The organism is Streptomyces sp. NPDC107522 (assembly GCF_055657525.1).
The window spans coordinates 22,063-36,825 of record NZ_JBVKAU010000032.1 but is presented as its reverse complement, the minus strand read 5'-3'; the positions used below and the strand labels follow the sequence as shown (position 1 = coordinate 36,825).

Annotated in this window: 14 protein-coding genes; 5 read left to right on the top strand and 9 right to left on the bottom strand. The window is 69.8% G+C overall.

Annotated elements, in window-relative coordinates; all coding sequences use genetic code 11:
• Positions 1-197 precede the first annotated feature (197 nt).
• The 3 genes from ACZ7L6_RS42970 (at position 198) to ACZ7L6_RS42960 (ending at position 2,813) form a co-directional block, all read left to right on the top strand.
• Positions 198-1,565 carry an L-serine ammonia-lyase gene (locus ACZ7L6_RS42970; RefSeq protein WP_471933919.1) on the top strand — a complete coding sequence of 456 codons (1,368 nt, stop codon included), beginning with the start codon at positions 198-200 and terminating at the stop codon, positions 1,563-1,565.
• Positions 1,566-1,659: 94 nt separating this feature from the next.
• On the top strand, positions 1,660-2,217 hold the full coding sequence (locus tag ACZ7L6_RS42965) for a glycoside hydrolase family 25 protein (RefSeq protein ID WP_471933917.1): 558 nt from the start codon (positions 1,660-1,662) through the stop codon (positions 2,215-2,217).
• Positions 2,218-2,270: 53 nt separating this feature from the next.
• Positions 2,271-2,813, top strand: a complete 543-nt coding sequence (locus ACZ7L6_RS42960) for an MOSC domain-containing protein (RefSeq protein ID WP_471933915.1) — start codon at positions 2,271-2,273, stop codon at positions 2,811-2,813.
• Positions 2,814-2,852: 39 nt separating this feature from the next.
• Here ACZ7L6_RS42960 and ACZ7L6_RS42955 read toward each other — a convergent pair whose 3' ends face one another.
• The gene (locus ACZ7L6_RS42955; RefSeq protein WP_471933913.1) at positions 2,853-3,533 is read right to left on the bottom strand and encodes a FadR/GntR family transcriptional regulator; all 681 of its coding nucleotides are present in this window, start codon (positions 3,531-3,533) and stop codon (positions 2,853-2,855) included.
• Positions 3,534-3,779: 246 nt separating this feature from the next.
• On the opposite strand from ACZ7L6_RS42955, the gene ACZ7L6_RS42950 reads away from it, so the two are divergent.
• Both ACZ7L6_RS42950 and ACZ7L6_RS42945 read left to right on the top strand, forming a co-directional pair.
• Positions 3,780-5,495 (top strand): 2-isopropylmalate synthase, encoded by a 1,716-nt coding sequence (locus tag ACZ7L6_RS42950; RefSeq protein WP_471933911.1) that lies wholly within the window; start codon positions 3,780-3,782, stop codon positions 5,493-5,495.
• Entirely contained in the window at positions 5,492-6,283 is a 792-nt protein-coding gene (locus ACZ7L6_RS42945) for an ABC transporter ATP-binding protein (protein WP_471933909.1), read from the top strand. The genes ACZ7L6_RS42950 and ACZ7L6_RS42945 overlap by 4 nt, the downstream gene beginning before the upstream one ends.
• A 47-nt stretch (positions 6,284-6,330) precedes the next feature.
• Here the strand turns inward: ACZ7L6_RS42945 and ACZ7L6_RS42940 are convergent, their stop codons facing one another.
• The 8 genes from ACZ7L6_RS42940 to ACZ7L6_RS42905 all read right to left on the bottom strand — a co-directional run bounded on the left by ACZ7L6_RS42940 (position 6,331) and on the right by ACZ7L6_RS42905 (position 14,747).
• Positions 6,331-6,567 carry an EF-hand domain-containing protein gene (locus tag ACZ7L6_RS42940; protein WP_471933907.1) on the bottom strand — a complete coding sequence of 79 codons (237 nt, stop codon included), beginning with the start codon at positions 6,565-6,567 and terminating at the stop codon, positions 6,331-6,333.
• 40 nt (positions 6,568-6,607) lie between these two features.
• The gene (locus ACZ7L6_RS42935; RefSeq protein WP_471933905.1) at positions 6,608-7,519 is read right to left on the bottom strand and encodes a MerR family transcriptional regulator; all 912 of its coding nucleotides are present in this window, start codon (positions 7,517-7,519) and stop codon (positions 6,608-6,610) included.
• A gap of 58 nt (positions 7,520-7,577) precedes the next feature.
• Positions 7,578-8,231 carry an ADP-ribosyltransferase gene (locus tag ACZ7L6_RS42930; protein WP_471933903.1) on the bottom strand — a complete coding sequence of 218 codons (654 nt, stop codon included), beginning with the start codon at positions 8,229-8,231 and terminating at the stop codon, positions 7,578-7,580.
• Between the two features lie 101 nt (positions 8,232-8,332).
• Complete coding sequence (locus ACZ7L6_RS42925) at positions 8,333-9,520, bottom strand: YncE family protein (RefSeq protein WP_471933901.1); 1,188 nt, start codon at positions 9,518-9,520, stop codon at positions 8,333-8,335.
• A gap of 793 nt (positions 9,521-10,313) precedes the next feature.
• Positions 10,314-10,817, bottom strand: a complete 504-nt coding sequence (locus ACZ7L6_RS42920) for an ATP-binding protein (protein ID WP_471933899.1) — start codon at positions 10,815-10,817, stop codon at positions 10,314-10,316.
• A gap of 325 nt (positions 10,818-11,142) precedes the next feature.
• Positions 11,143-11,910, bottom strand: a complete 768-nt coding sequence (locus tag ACZ7L6_RS42915) for an enoyl-CoA hydratase/isomerase family protein (RefSeq protein WP_471933897.1) — start codon at positions 11,908-11,910, stop codon at positions 11,143-11,145.
• A gap of 111 nt (positions 11,911-12,021) precedes the next feature.
• Entirely contained in the window at positions 12,022-13,260 is a 1,239-nt protein-coding gene (locus ACZ7L6_RS42910) for a L,D-transpeptidase (RefSeq protein WP_471933895.1), read from the bottom strand.
• A gap of 245 nt (positions 13,261-13,505) precedes the next feature.
• Positions 13,506-14,747: a L,D-transpeptidase gene (locus ACZ7L6_RS42905; RefSeq protein WP_471933893.1), complete on the bottom strand. Its 1,242-nt coding sequence runs from the start codon at positions 14,745-14,747 to the stop codon at positions 13,506-13,508.
• Between the last annotated feature and the right edge of the window lie 16 nt (positions 14,748-14,763).

Here is a 14,763-nt window from a genome sequence, read left to right as displayed (position 1 = left end):
TCATCGCCGAGGCGCTGAAGCCGTCGTACGACGCGCAGGCGCTCAAGGCCCGGGTCAAGGCCCTGGCCGACAAGCACCCGCTGTACCCCGGTCTGAACAAGTAGTTCCTTTTTGTGGGGTGTCCCGCACACTGGTCAGTGAGCGAGCGGGGCACCCCGCAGAAACCCTTCTGCACCACCCCGTATTGAGGAGTCCCCGTGGCCATCTCGGTCTTCGACCTGTTCTCGATCGGCATCGGCCCGTCGAGCTCCCACACGGTCGGCCCGATGCGCGCGGCACGCATGTTCGCGCGACGCCTGCGCAACGAGGACCTGCTGTCCTCCGTGGCGTCCGTCCGCTCCGAGCTGTACGGCTCGCTCGGCGCGACCGGCCACGGCCACGGCACACCCAAGGCGGTGCTGCTCGGCCTCGAGGGCGCCTCGCCGCGGACGGTGAACGTGGAGACGGCGGACCAGCGGGTGGAGGACATCAAGGCCGCGGGCCGGATCCGGCTGCTCGGCGAGCACGAGATCCCGTTCGCCTTCGACGACGACATGGTCCTGCACCGCCGCAAGGCCCTCCCGTACCACGCGAACGGCATGACGCTGTGGGCATTCGACGCTTCCGGTGCCGAGCTGCTGTCGAAGACGTACTACTCGGTGGGTGGCGGCTTCGTCGTCGACGAGGACGCGGTCGGCGCGGACCGGATCAAGCTCGACGACACGGTGCTGAAATACCCCTTCCGCACGGGCGACGAGCTGCTGCGCCTGACGAAGGAGACCGGCCTGTCGATCTCCTCGCTGATGCTGGAGAACGAGCGGGCCTGGCGCACGGAGGAGGAGATCCGCGCGGGACTGCTGGAGATCTGGCAGGTGATGCGGGAGTGCGTGTCGCGCGGGATGTCGAAGGAGGGCATCCTGCCGGGCGGCCTCAGGGTCCGCCGCCGTGCCGCGGTCTCCGCCCGCCAACTCCGGGCGGAGGGCGATGCCCTGGCCCACGCGATGGAGTGGATCACGCTCTACGCGATGGCGGTGAACGAGGAGAACGCGGCGGGCGGCCGGGTGGTGACGGCCCCGACGAACGGCGCGGCGGGCATCATCCCCGCCGTCCTGCACTACTACATCAACTTCGTGCCGGGCGCGGACGAGGACGGAGTGGTCCGCTTCCTGCTGGCCGCGGGTGCGATCGGGATGCTCTTCAAGGAGAACGCGTCCATCTCCGGCGCCGAGGTCGGCTGCCAGGGTGAGGTCGGCTCCGCCTGCTCCATGGCGGCGGGCGCGCTGGCGGAGGTGCTCGGCGGCTCGCCCGAGCAGGTCGAGAACGCCGCCGAGATCGGCATGGAGCACAACCTCGGCCTCACCTGCGACCCGGTCGGCGGCCTGGTCCAGATCCCGTGCATCGAGCGCAACGGCATGGCCGCGGTGAAGGCGGTCACGGCGGCGAAGATGGCGATGCGGGGGGACGGCTCGCACAAGGTGTCCCTGGACAAGGTCATCAAGACGATGAAGGACACCGGCGCCGACATGAGCGTGAAGTACAAGGAGACGGCGCGGGGCGGGCTGGCGGTCAACATCATCGAATGTTGACAATTCCACGTCACGGACGCGTCAGCCGTGCCACGGTGGGGCATACACCCATTCCAACTCCTGTCCCCCCACCAGCGTTTCAGGGAGTCCCCTCATGCTGCGCGGCATCGACGTAAGCGCGTACCAGTCGTCGACCTACGACACGGACGGCATCTCCTTCGTCTTCATCAAGGCGACGGAGGGCCGCTCCTACGTCAACCCCAAACTCACCGCCCAGACCAAGCGCGCCCGCGACGCCGGCCTCGTCGTCGGCTTCTACCACTTCCTGTGGCCCGGCAACCTCTCGGCCCAGGCGGACTACTTCCTCAGCAAGGCCCCCGAGAGAGCGGGCGACATCCTTGCCGTCGACTGGGAGACGACGAGCGCGGGGACGCATGCGAGCAACGCGGAGAAGGACCTCTTCATCCGGAAGGTGAAGGAGAAGCGGCCGAGCAATCCGGTCGTCTTGTACTGCAACCGTGACTATTGGCTCAATGTGGACACAACGTCCTACGCCGGCGACGGCCTCTGGATCGCCGACTACGTCACCGCGGGCAAGCCCCGCATCAAGGCCAAGTGGCGCTTCCACCAGTACACCAGCAACCCGATCGACAAGAACGTCGCAGACTTCCCGAGCAAGGCCGCCCTGCGTGAATGGGCCGAGAACGCCTAGGCTTCCGACCTGCGGCGAAGCAAGCGCCGTACACACGAGGGGAGCTTCTCGGTATGGGTGGGACCGTCGCTGCGGTCAGCAGCAACAGCACGTACTCCTTCACCAAGCCCAACCGCGACAGCATCACGCTGATCGCGGGGCTGGGAGTGGAGGGGGATGTGCATGCGGGGGTGACCGTGAAGCATCGGTTTCGGGTGCAGCGGGATCCTTCGCAGCCCAATCTGCGGCAAGTGCATTTCATGCACGAGGAGTTGTTCGACGAGGTGCGGGCGGCCGGCTTCGAGGTGGCCAGTGGGGAGCTCGGGGAGAACGTCACGACGCGCGGGATCGATCTGCTCGGCCTGCCGCAGGGGACCCGGCTGCGGCTCGGGGACGAGGCCGTCGTGGAGGTGACCGGGCTGCGGAATCCGTGTGCGCAGATCGAGGGGTTCCAGAAGGGGCTGCTCAAGCAGGTCGTCGGGCGGGACGACGACGGGGGCGTGCGGTTCAAGGCGGGGATCATGAGCGTGGTGGTCGCGGGTGGTGTCGTGCGCCCCGGGGACGCGGTGGCGGTGGAGCTGCCGGACGGGCCCCACCTGCCCCTCGAGATCGTCTAGCCCCCGAAGAGGTCGTTCAGCCCTGGCCCAACCCCCCGCCTAGCTCTCGAACGGATCCTGCAACTCCAGGCGCAGCACCTCCGCCGCCGCTTCCGCGTCCCCGTCCGCGACCGCGCGCACGAGCGCCGCATGGGCCGCGTCGGCCGTGTTGGGGTCATGGGCACGCAGGCCGGTCAGGGCCAGGAGTTCGACGAGGCCCTCCCGCAGGACCGGGGTGAACTCGGTGAACAGGTCCGCGAGTACGGGATTGTGGGCGGCGGCGACCACGGCCGCATGGAAGGCGATGTCGGCGTCGACGAAGGTCACGTCGTCGCCCGCGGACGCGGCCCGGCGGCCCTCCAGTGCGGCCTCCATGGCCGTGACGTCCCCGGGCGTGCGGCGCCGGGCGGCCAGGCGGGCCGCGTGGACCTCGACGGCCATGCGGACCTCGTAGACGTCGTTGATCGCGGCCCTGCGCAACCGCGTGGGCCAGTCCTCGACGGGCTCGGTGGCGATGACGAAGACGCCGGCGCCCTGGCGCGGTTGGACGAGGCCGGCTCCCGCCAGGGCGCGCAGTGCCTCGCGGACGGTGGAGCGGCCGACGCCGAGTTCCTTGGCCAGCGTGGTCTCGCCGGGGAGTTTGGTGCCGACGGGCCAGTGGCCGCCGGCGATCTGCTCGCGCAGCCGTTCGGCGGCCTGTTCGACCAGGGGGCTGGGGCGGAGCGGGCCGGGTAGTGCCATCGGCGGTTCACCAACTTGTCGGAGCGGACGGGGACTTCACTTGCCCGAGAGGCTCGGGGTCACTTGTCTGAGGAGTTCGCGGGTTTCACTTGTCTGAGGACCTGAGCAGTGGTTAGCGTACCGGCATGACGCTTCGCGGTCTCCTTCTCCTCGGCTGCCGCGGCGGGGTTTGACGCGACCGGCGCCCCGCCGCGGGACGCCGTGCTGCCGGTCACCGTCCGGCCCAGACGAAGGCAGCGACCGCAGATGAAGACCCACTGGAATCGCCAGCGAACGGGTGGCATGCCCCACCATCGCTACCGCCCCTACCACGAGCGTGTGAACGTACCTGTCAGTGACCACAGTTGGCCCTCCGCCCGCATCGAGCGCGCTCCCCTCTGGGTCCCCGTGGACCTGCGCGACGGCAACCAGGCACTCGCCGAGCCGATGGACACCCCGCGCAAGCGCCGCTTCTTCGATCTGCTGGTCGGGACCGGTTTCAAGGAGATCGAGGTCGGCTATCCGGCTGCGAGCCGTACCGACTTCGACTTCGTACGGAGCCTGGTGACCGGCGACGCCGTGCCCGACGACGTGACGCCCGTCGTCTTCACCCCGGCCCGCCGGGACCTGATCGACCGGACGTTTGACTCGATCGCCGGGCTGCCGCGGGCCGTCGTGCACCTGTACGTCGCGACCTCAACGGTGTGGCGGGACGTCGTCCTGGGCCGGGGCCGGGAGGAGGTGTGGCGGACCGTGCGGGAGGCAGCCGAGCACATGGCGCGGCGAGCCGAGGGCGACGAGAACGTCCGCTTCCAGTTCTCGCCCGAGACCTTCAACCTCACCGAGCCCGACTTCGTCCTCGAACTCTGCGACGGGCTCACCGAGTTGTGGGACGCGAGCCCCGACCGTCCGGTCACCCACAACCTGCCGGCGACGGTCGAGATCGCGACGCCGAACGTCTACGCCGACCAGATCGAGTACATGCACCGTAATCTCGGCCGCAGGGACTCGGTCGTCCTCTCCGTCCACCCGCACAACGACCGCGGCACCGGCGTCGCCTGCGCCGAGCTCGCCGTCCTGGCCGGTGCCCGGGGGTGCCCCCTCTGGGGGAGGGTCGAGGGCTGTCTGTTCGGCAACGGGGAGCGCACCGGCAACGTCGACCTGGTGACGCTCGCGCTCAATCTGTACGCCCAAGGGGTCGACCCCATGGTCGACTTCAGCGACATCGACGCCGTCAGGGACACGGTCGAGCACTGCAACCGGCTGCCCGTGCATCCGCGCCACCCGTACGCCGGCGACCTCGTGTACACGGCCTTCTCCGGCACCCATCAGGACGCGATCAGCAAGGGGCTCGCCCATCACGCGCGCGTGACCGCGGAGGCGGGGGTGGCTGCGGAGCGGGCGCCGTGGGAAGTGCCGTATCTGCCGATCGACCCGGCCGATGTCGGCCGGTCCTACGAGGCCGTGATCCGCGTCAACTCGCAGTCGGGCAAGGGCGGGGTGACGTACCTGCTGCGCACCTGCCACGGCATCGACCTGCCGGCTCGGATGCGGCCCGACTTCTCGCGGATCGTGCAGGAGGCGACGGACGACAGCGGCCGGGAGGCGACGCCGAAGGAGCTGTACGAGCTGTTCGCGGCGACGTACCTGGCGCAGGGCGACGTACGGCTGCACGCCTGGTCCACCCACCAGGAGGCGCCCGGCGTCCACCGCTTCGTCTGCACCCTCCAGTCCGGCGACCGCGTCGACGACCACGAGGGCACCGGTACGGGCCCCCTGTCCGCCTTCGTCGACGCGCTCGCCGGCGCCGGACACCAGGTCGACGTCCTGGACTTCGCCGAGCACACCGCCGACGGGGAGGCGATCGCCTTCGCCGAGTGCCGCGTGAACGGCACGACGGCCTGGGGAGCCGGCCGGGACGCGTCCTCCCTCACGGCGTCGGTGGCGGCGGTGCTGTCCGCTCTGAACCGGGCCCTGCGGTGACGGAGGTACTGCGCGCCGAGGACGTCCACGTCGTCCGGGACGGGCGGCCGATCCTCCAGGAGGTGTCCCTCACCGTGCGGGCGGGCGAGCACTGGGCGCTGCTCGGCGCGAACGGCGCGGGCAAGTCCACGCTGCTCAGCCTGCTCGGCGCGCTCGTCCACCCGACCCGGGGCACCGTGGAGGTGCTCGGCCGCCGGCTCGGCCGGGTCGATCTGCGGGAGCTGCGCGCATACGTCGGCCACGTCGACCCTCGTCATCCGCTCCGGTCGCCGCTGCGGGTGCGGGACGTGGTGCTGACGGGGCTGACCAACTCCGTCGAGCCACTCCCCCGATGGCGTCCGGCACCGGAGCAGCAGGAACGCGCCGAGCGGCTCGTGCGGACGCTGGGTCTGGCCGAGCACGGGGAGTCTCGCTGGCCCACGCTCTCGCAGGGGCAGCGGGCCCGCACGCTGATCGCCCGGGCGCTCATGCCGGAGCCAAGGCTCCTGCTGCTGGACGAGCCGGCCACCGGCCTGGACCTGCCGGGCCGGGAGCAGCTGATCGGCGCGCTGGACGAACTGCGCCGGGACCACCAGCAGCTCGCGACCGTCCTGGTCACGCACCATCTGGAGGAACTGCCGCCCGGCACCACACACGCCCTGCTGCTGCGCGACGGCCGCGTGCTCGCCCAGGGCCCCGTGGGCGAGGTCCTCACCGGTGACCGGGTCGGCAAGTGCTTCGACGTACCGCTGCTGCTGGACCGGCACGACGACGGACGCTGGAGCGTACGGATCCGGCGTCGGACATGACGAAGGGGCGCCCGGTCACGTCGGAACGGGCGCCCCTTTTCTGTGCCTCACTTGTTCAGGAAGGTCCAGAACTCGTCGAACGACAGGAGCTTGTCGCCGTCCAGGTCGCGGCTGTTGATGATCGCCTGGGCGACCGACTCGGTCACGTTCCAGTCGCCCTCCTGGGCCAGGGCGGTCTTGAACTCGGCGGCCGTGATGGCACCGTCCCCGTCCGCATCGATGCGCTCGAACTGCTTGCGTGCTTCCTCGATGTCGATGTGCGCCACCGGTCCGCCCCTTTTCATACGTTTGTCATGTCTGGCTGGCTTACTGCCGCAGGTCAGATTAACCGCCCACGCGCGCCCGCAACGCGGCGACCACCCAGGCGAAGTCCTCGGCGTGCGGGGGGCCGGGCTGCCGGTTCACGATGGCGAGCAGTTCGCGGTAGCGGGCGACCCGCTCGTCGAAGCCGGCCGTCATGCGTTCCAGTACGGCGGTCCGGTCGGCGTCCCCGAACAGTTCCCGCAGTACCTCCTCGGCCTCGGGCGCCGCGGGGTCGGTGCCGCGCTCGCGGACCGGGCGCGCCAGCTCCACCAGGCGCCGCGCGAACCACAGGGACTGCCCCCGCGGCGGCGCCGGCCCCCGGTCGGCGGCGTTGAACTCCACCGCCCGCCGCATCTGCGCCCGGAACTGCGGGTCCTGCAGCATCTCGGCCAGCTCCACCCAGGCGTCGACCTGCTCGGGCGTCGGATTCTCCGCCAGGTCGACGGCGGTGCGCCGCATCCGCTCCTGGATCTCGGGGTCGACCGTGTCGAGGCCGTGCAAGGCCTCCTCCACGAACTCCTCCATGATCCGTTGCCGCTCGGCCGCCGAGAGCCGCGCCAGTTTGTTCATCAGGGTCATCTCCTGCGCGGTCGACCCCCGCCTCGCCACGGTCGACAGCACCGCACGCGTCACCTTCAGCGACCGGATCTGGGCGTCCAGCGCGGCGACGTGCGTGGCCGCGACCGACGCCACGTCCTTCTCACCGCTGACGACCTTCTGTACGTCGTCCAGGCCCAGGCCCAGCTCGCGCAGGGTGCGGATCAGCTCCAGGCGGGCGACGGACCCGGCGTCGTAGAGGCGGTAGCCGCCGGACGACCGGGTCACCGGGTGCAGGACGCCCTCGTCGGACCAGTAGCGGATGGTCCGGACGGTCAGTCCGGTGGCCCGGGCCAGCTCGCCGATGGTGAGGAGTCCGGTGCTGTCTTCGGTCATGCCCGCGAGTGTGGGCTCTCCAGTGGGTGGAGACTCAACAGGCAGCTCCGGCAGGATGTCAGTGCCAGGCCTCGTAGTGCGGGTTGCTCTGGCAGCCGCTCATGATCTCGACCTTGGTCGTCTTGTTCACCGGGCAGACGCCGATGATGTACTTGCGGGCAATGCCGCCCGGGAAGGCGACCTCCACCTGGTCGGCCCATTGGTGGGTGTCGCCGATGGTCTGGTTGACGTCGATGCCGCCGGGGGCGTCGATGTAGTAGTTCCAGCCCGACTTCCACCACTTCTTGTACAGGTCGTGGTCGTACGTCGTGGACACGTACGGGGAGGGCTGGTTGACCAGGACGTACTGCTCCAGGTCGTACTGGCCGTTCACCACGTCCTTGGGCTTGAAGCCCTCCTGGAAGACGACCTCCGGGCCGCGGCCGTCAGCCCGGTAGAGCGTGCCGCAGGTGGTGCGCCACGCCGGGTCGGGGCTGATGCGGTCGACGTCGACGCGACGGTCGGCGGCCGCCTTGATCTTGTCGTCGTACTGGACGGGACAGGCGGCCGGGGCGGGGGCGGCGGACTTCGCGACGGTCGCGGCAGCCGAGGTGGGGAGCGCGGTCGTCGAGGTGCGGGCGGTCTCGGGAGCCGTGGCGGCGGTGGTCGCGAGGACGGCCGACAGGGACAGGACGGCGGCAGCGGCCCGCCGCCGCAGGCGAGTTGTGATCATGGGAGTACGATCCCGGGCCCTCGGTGGCGGGATGTGGAGCGTCACTCGTACGGCGGCGTGTCCACTGACTGCCGGTCAGCTGTGGGTCAACTGGCGCTCGGCTAGCGGAAGATGCCCGTGTGGCCCAGGGAGTAGCGGCCCGGCTGCGGGTAGACGGCGAGGCCGTGCGGGCCGCTGCCGACGGGGATGCGGGCGAGCTGTTCGCCGGTGCGGGTGTCGATGGCGTACACCTCGGCGTCGTAACGGCCCGACAGCCACAGCACCTTGCCGTCGGCGGAGACGCCGCCCATGTCGGGGCTGCCGCCGTCGGGGAGGTGCCACTTCTTGGTGAGCCTGTTCTTCCGGAAGTCGAAGACGGAGACGCTGCCTTCGCCGCGGTTGGAGACGTACATCTCGCGGGAGTCGCGGCTCACGTAGAGGCCGTGACAGCCCTTGCCGGTGCGCAGGAGGGTGGGCTCGGTGAACCTGTCGCCGTCCAGGACCCACATGCCGTGGGCCATCATGTCGGCGATGTAGAACCGCTTGCCGTCCGGCGAGACCTTCACGTCCTGCGGCATCGCGCCCTCGAAGGGGAGTTTCTGCTGCCCGACGACCTTCATGCGCTCCGTGTCCACCTTCAGCAGCTCTCCGCTGAACTCGCAGGAGACGATGAAGTAGCGGCCGTCGAGGGAGAAGTCGGCGTGGTTGACGCCGTAGCAGCTGACCGGCTCGGTCTTGAGCCGCTTCATGGTGTGGGGGTCGCGGAAGACGAGTTCGCGGTCGAGGGAGGCCATGACGACGGCGTACTTGCCGTTGGGGGTGAAGTAGAGGTTGTAGGGGTCGTGCACCTCGACCGGCTTGCCCGCCTTGCCTGTCTTCGGGTCGATGGGGGTGAGGGTGTGGCCGCGGTTGTTGTTGACCCAGAGGGTCTTGAGGTCCCAGGACGGGACGACGTGCTGGGGCTGGCGCCCTACGGGGATGGTCTCGATGATCTCGTACGTCTTCGGGTCGATGACGGAGACGGTGTCCGACTCGGTGTTGGGGACGTAGACGCGGGACGGGAAGTCCTTGACGACCGGGGAGAGCTTGCCCGGGCGGTCGGCGGCGTAGACGTCATTCGGGTCGAGGACGGGGGGCATGCCGGGGAGGCCGTCGAGGGGCTTCTTCTTGGGTGGGGCGGGGATGGCGGCCTGGGTGCCGCCGTGGGACTCGACGGCCGCGCTGTTCCTGTCCTTGGCGGACTCCGTGCCGCAGGCGACGAGCGCGAGGAGGCCTAGGCCGGGGAGGAGGGTGCGGTGGATTCGGTTCATCGGCAGTTCTTCCGTGCGGCGGGGAGGGCGGCTGGGCGGCAGGTCAAGGTCACCGGACTATTTAATGAGGATTGCGTGGAAAAACGCATGATTCACCCGATAAGCGGCTCGTCCGGGTCGCCCTCACCAGCGTTCTTCGCCCCCGCCGCCCCTACCCGTCCCATCCCCTAGGGGCTCCGCCCCTTCGACCCCGATCCCTGGGGGCCTGCGGCCCCCAGACCCCCGCTTCGGCCCTGAAGGGGCCTTGTCCTCAAACGCCGGACGGGCTGAGAGATGCGGGACGACGTCGAGAGGTGGCCGCCCCCTGGGGTGGGTGGGGGCTCGGGACGGCGGTGGGCTTGACCTCGAACGCCGGACCGGCTGGAAGAGGCGAGCCGACGTCGAGAGGTGGCCGCCCCCTGGGGTGGGTGGGGGCTCGGGACGGCGGTGGGCTTGACCTCGAACGCCGGACCGGCTGGAAGAGGCGAGCCGACGTCGAGAGGTGGCCGCCCCCTGCGGGCGGGTGGGGGCTCGGGACGGCGGTGGGCTTGACCTCGAACGCCGGACCGGCTGAAAGAAGTCGGCCAGCGCCGAGAGGTGCGGCCTGTACGGGTGGGTGGGGAGCATGCGGCCTCGACCTCGCCCTCAAGCGCCGATGCCGGGCCTGCCGCTGCCGAGAGATGCGGACCGGCCTGGAGGGGCTGAGTGGCCTGGTGCTCTCGGACCCGACCTCCCGTGTGAAACGGGTCGCGGCCAACAACGGCTCCGGGCCGGCCGGGCTGCACACGGAGCAGGCTCTTGAGAGGCAGCAGCCTCAGCGGTCGGCCACTCTCATCTCGAACCACGTCGTCTTTCCCCGCGGCAGCAGGTCCACGCCCCAGCGGTCGGAGAGTTTGTCCACCAGGAACAGGCCCCGGCCGCTGACGTCCAGCTCCTGGACCGGCATCAGGCAGGGCAACCCCCGGGACGGGTCGCGGACCTCGATGCGGATCCAGCCTCGTCGGCGGCGCATGCGGAGGCCGAAGACGCGGGCGCCGGTGTGGCGTACGGCGTTGCCGACCAGTTCCGAGACGAGTAAGACCGCGTCCTCCGTCATCTTGGGGGTCAGTCCCCATTGGCGCAGAACCACGACCTGGGCCAGCCGGCGTGCGGTGGCGGCGGACTCGGGGCGGGACGGGAGCGGAACCTCCGCCTCCGTCGGATTGCCGAACAACTCCAGCGCCTTTGAAGCAGCTTCGTCCTCGACCCCCGGCGACCAGCGCGCCGCAATCGCACGGCCGTGTCCCCGCGGCTGTTCGACACCCTCCAGCCCCGCCATGCCCCCATCATGGCCGCCGACAGCGCCCCTCGGGGCCGTTCCCGAGGAATACATCCCCCGGAATACCCCATTCCGGGGGGCTCCGGGGGCATATGACAGCGGCAGTTCGGAGTCACCCACAGCCCGCCCCACCTGCGACGAAGGGTCCACCGGCGGCAATCGACGGGCTCCCTCGACAAGGCACGCTTAAGGTTGCCTTAAGGCTGCCATAAACCGCCCCATCGAGGGACCCGGATCAGACACCCCGTCAATTGCAAGTGAGTTGAGGGACTTTCAGGTCGGAGTTTGCCGTGTCTCGGCAGGCCTCAGAGGTCCTTGCCAAAACTCAGAGGAACTTCGCCTTGCCCGGTCCCTCCTCCACGAAGCTCCGCATCCCCCGCTCCCGGTCCTCCGTCGCGAACAGCCCTGCGAACCAGTTCCGTTCCACCGCGAGGCCCGTCTCGATGTCCGTCTCCAGACCCGTGTCGATCGACTCCTTCGCCGCGCGGAGCGCGATCGCCGGGCCCTGCGCCAGCTTCGCCGCCCAGGCGTGCGCCTCGGCGTAGACCTGGTCCGGCGCCACGACGCGGTCCACCAGGCCCAACTCGCGTGCCTCGTCCGCCTTCACCATACGGCCGGTGAAGATCAGGTCCTTCGCCTTCGACGGTCCGACCAGGCGGGCCAGCCGCTGGGTGCCGCCCGCGCCCGGGATCAGACCGAGCAGGATCTCCGGCTGGCCCAGCTTGGCGTTGTCCGCGGCGATCCGGTAGTCCGCGCACAGCGCCAACTCGCAGCCGCCGCCGAGCGCGTAGCCCGTCACCGCCGCCACCACCGGCTTGGGGATCCGGGCCACCGCCGTGAACGACTCCTGCAGGGCCCGGGCGCGCAGGACCATCGCCGTGTGGTCCATGGCCTGCATCTCCTTGATGTCCGCGCCGGCCGCGAACACCTTCTCCCCGCCGTAGATCACCACGGCCCGTACGTCATCACGACGGCCCGCCTCCTCGGCGAGCTCCTTGAGCCTGTCCTGCGTGGCGACGTCCAGCGCGTTCATGGGCGGGCGGTCGAGGCGAAGGGTGCCGACGCCTTCGGCGACTTCGAGATTCACGGTCATGCGAGCAGGTTAACGGGGACTAACGGGTGCGGCCCCGGTGCCGTACCTCACATCGAGGCCGTGCACCGGGGCCGTACGTCGACGTCGGGGCCGTACGCCGTCAGAGAGGCGCTACGCCTTCCACTTCTCCCACGACATGTTCCACCCGTTCAACCCGTTCTCAGGAGCCACCGTCGCGTCGTTGGAGTTCTTCACGACCACCACGTCACCGATCAGCGAGTGGTTGAAGAACCACGCGGCCGGCGTACCGCCGTCCCACGCGCCCTTGACGTCGCGCAGGCCGACGCAGCCGTGGCTGGCGTTGTAGTTGCCGAAGGCGCCGCCGCCCCAGTAGTTGCCGTGGATGAAGGTGCCGGAGTCGGTGAGGCGGATGGCGTGCGGGACGTCCTCGATGTCGTACTCGCCGTCGTAGCCGACCGTGTCGCCGTTCATGCGGGTCTCGACGAACTTCTCGGTCATGACCATCTGGCCGTTCCAGGTGTCGTACCCGGGCTTGCCGGTGGTGACGGGGAGGGTCTTGACGACCTTGCCGTCCTGCATGACCTTCATCTTCTTGGTCTTCACGTCGACGACCGAGACCTGGTTGCGGCCGATGGTGAAGGAGACGGTCTTGGTCTGCTCGCCGTAGACGCCGGGGCGGCCCTCGACGCCGTCGAGGTTGAGGGCGACGGTGACCTTGGTGCCTTCCTTCCAGTATTTCTCGGGACGGAAGTCGAGGCGGTCGTTGCCGAACCAGTGGCCCGCGACCTCGACGGCCGGCTCGGTCTTGATGGTGATCGCCTTCTCGACATCCTCGGGGTGGGTGATGCCCCGGGTGAAGCGGATCGAGAACGGCATTCCGACGCCGACCTTGGAGCCGTCCTCGGGCCTGAAGTTGCCGATGAAGGTGTTCTTCGGGGTCAGGGTGGTGAAGTCGGACTCCTTGGTGGCCTCCATCCCGTCGGAGTCCTTCGCGACCGCGTGCACGGTGTACTTCGTGGCGGCGGCGAGATGCGTGGACGGCGTCCAGGTGGCACCGTCACCGGATATCTTCCCGGCTATCGCCTTGCCCTTGGTGTCCTTGACCTCGACGGCCGTCAGTTTGCCCTTGGCCGCGGTGACCTTCAGCGCACCGCTGGTCTCGACGGCCTTGGCGCCGTCCCCCGGGGCTATGGTCACGACGGCCCGCGACCTCTTGGCCTCCGCGGTGGACGAGTCGTCGCCCTTCCCGTCGCCGGCCCCCGAGCCCGCTCCGCCGCCCCCGCCGCACGCGGCGACGCCGAGCAGCAGGACGGCGGCCAGTGCCGCCAGCCCCTTGCGCCTACGTCCCCGCGCGTCAACCGACGCCCCCGATATCGGCCGCACGTTCAAGTTGTTCTCCCCTCCCCGGGTCCCGGCCCCCGTCGGCCTGGTCGGACCCGCTCCCCCGCGCGTTCACCGCGCGCACCGGCGCATATTAACCACAAGGTCACGGGCGTCGGCCCGCGCGATTGTCACCGTTCCGTTCCAACATCGACAGATAGCCGGTTGATCGGGTGACTGACCCCCCTGTCCGGCAAGTCACCCTCCTGTCCGGCAAGTCACCTCTCTGCCCGGTAACTCACCACCCTGTCCAGTTATTTCACCGCACTCCCCGCCTTCCACTCCTTCCAGCCCATATTCCATCCTCCGAGGCCATTGTCGGGGGCGACCTTTTTGTCGTTGCTGCGGACGACCTCGACGACGTCCCCGATCAGGCTGCGGTCGAAGAACCAGCCCGCGGGCGTCTCGGAGCCGCCGCCCTTGACGTCCCTGAGCCCCACGCAGCCGTGGCTGACGTTGCTGTGTCCGAAGATGTCGGTGTCCGCCCAGTAGTTGCCGTGCAGGAAGGTGCCGGAGTCGGTGAGGCGCATGGCGTGCGGGACGTCGGGGATGTCGTACTCGCCCTTGCCGTCCTTCTTCTTGAACCCGACCGTGGCGCCGTTCATCCGGGTCAGTTCGAGCATCTCGGAGACGACCATCTTGCCGTTGTAGGTGGTCATCTTCGGGGCTCCGGCGGTGATCGGCACGGTGGCGAGCAGTTCGCCGTCGCGCCGGACCTGCATGGTGTGCCTGGCCGCGTCGACGAGGGAGACCTGGTGGCGGCCGACGGTGAAGGAGAACGTCTTGTCCTGCAACCCGTACACCCCCGGCGCCCCTTCGAGGTCCCGCAGGCGCAGCGCGACGGTGACCCGGGTGCCGGGCTTCCAGTAGTGCCGGGGGCGGAAGTCGAGGCGGGAGCGGCCGAACCAGTGCGGGCGGATCTCCACGGCCGGTTCGGCGGTGACCTGGACGGCGCGTTCGACGGCGGCGCGGTGCTCGATCTCCCGGTTGAACTCCAGGGAGACGATCATTCCGGTGCCGACGGTGGAGCGGTGCTCCGGGGTGACGTATCCGATGAACCGCTTGTCGGGGACGTACGTGGTGAAGGTCGTGTGCCGTGCGCTGCGGCGCCCGTGGCCGTCGAGGGCCACCGCGTCGACCGTGTACCGGGCGGCCAGCGCGAGCCCTGGGTCGTCGGGCTCCCAGCGCAGGCCGTCCTCGGAGATGTGCCCGGGGACCGGGGATTCCTCCGCGTCCTGGGACTTGACGACCTTCACCGACTCCAGGCGCCCGCTGAGCACGCGCACGAGCAGCCTGTCGTCGGGGCGTGCGCCCTTGGTGCCGTCGTCGGGAGTGACCCGGATGACGTCCTCGGGGGCCGGCCCTTTGCCCAGCATCCGGTCGATGCCGGCGCCGTCCGAAGTGCAGCCGGCCGCCCCGGCCAGCAGTCCTGCCCATGTCAGTACGGCGGCCAACACGGCCCCCGCGCGCCGCGCGCGCCCTTGTACGTGCCTCACGAAGACCCCAACGACC

Excerpts from the sequence above, each read along its gene's own strand:
- ACZ7L6_RS42965 (WP_471933917.1), top strand. The coding sequence starts at position 1,660 with ATGCTGCGCGGCATCGACGTAAGCGCGTACCAGTCGTCGACCTACGAC.
- ACZ7L6_RS42940 (WP_471933907.1), bottom strand. The coding sequence starts at position 6,567 with ATGAAAAGGGGCGGACCGGTGGCGCACATCGACATCGAGGAAGCACGC.
- ACZ7L6_RS42935 (WP_471933905.1), bottom strand. The coding sequence starts at position 7,519 with ATGACCGAAGACAGCACCGGACTCCTCACCATCGGCGAGCTGGCCCGG.
- ACZ7L6_RS42920 (WP_471933899.1), bottom strand. The coding sequence starts at position 10,817 with ATGGCGGGGCTGGAGGGTGTCGAACAGCCGCGGGGACACGGCCGTGCG.
- ACZ7L6_RS42915 (WP_471933897.1), bottom strand. The coding sequence starts at position 11,910 with ATGACCGTGAATCTCGAAGTCGCCGAAGGCGTCGGCACCCTTCGCCTC.
- ACZ7L6_RS42950 (WP_471933911.1), top strand. The coding sequence starts at position 3,780 with ATGAAGACCCACTGGAATCGCCAGCGAACGGGTGGCATGCCCCACCAT.
- ACZ7L6_RS42930 (WP_471933903.1), bottom strand. The coding sequence starts at position 8,231 with ATGATCACAACTCGCCTGCGGCGGCGGGCCGCTGCCGCCGTCCTGTCC.
- ACZ7L6_RS42925 (WP_471933901.1), bottom strand. The coding sequence starts at position 9,520 with ATGAACCGAATCCACCGCACCCTCCTCCCCGGCCTAGGCCTCCTCGCG.
- ACZ7L6_RS42960 (WP_471933915.1), top strand. The coding sequence starts at position 2,271 with ATGGGTGGGACCGTCGCTGCGGTCAGCAGCAACAGCACGTACTCCTTC.
- ACZ7L6_RS42955 (WP_471933913.1), bottom strand. The coding sequence starts at position 3,533 with ATGGCACTACCCGGCCCGCTCCGCCCCAGCCCCCTGGTCGAACAGGCC.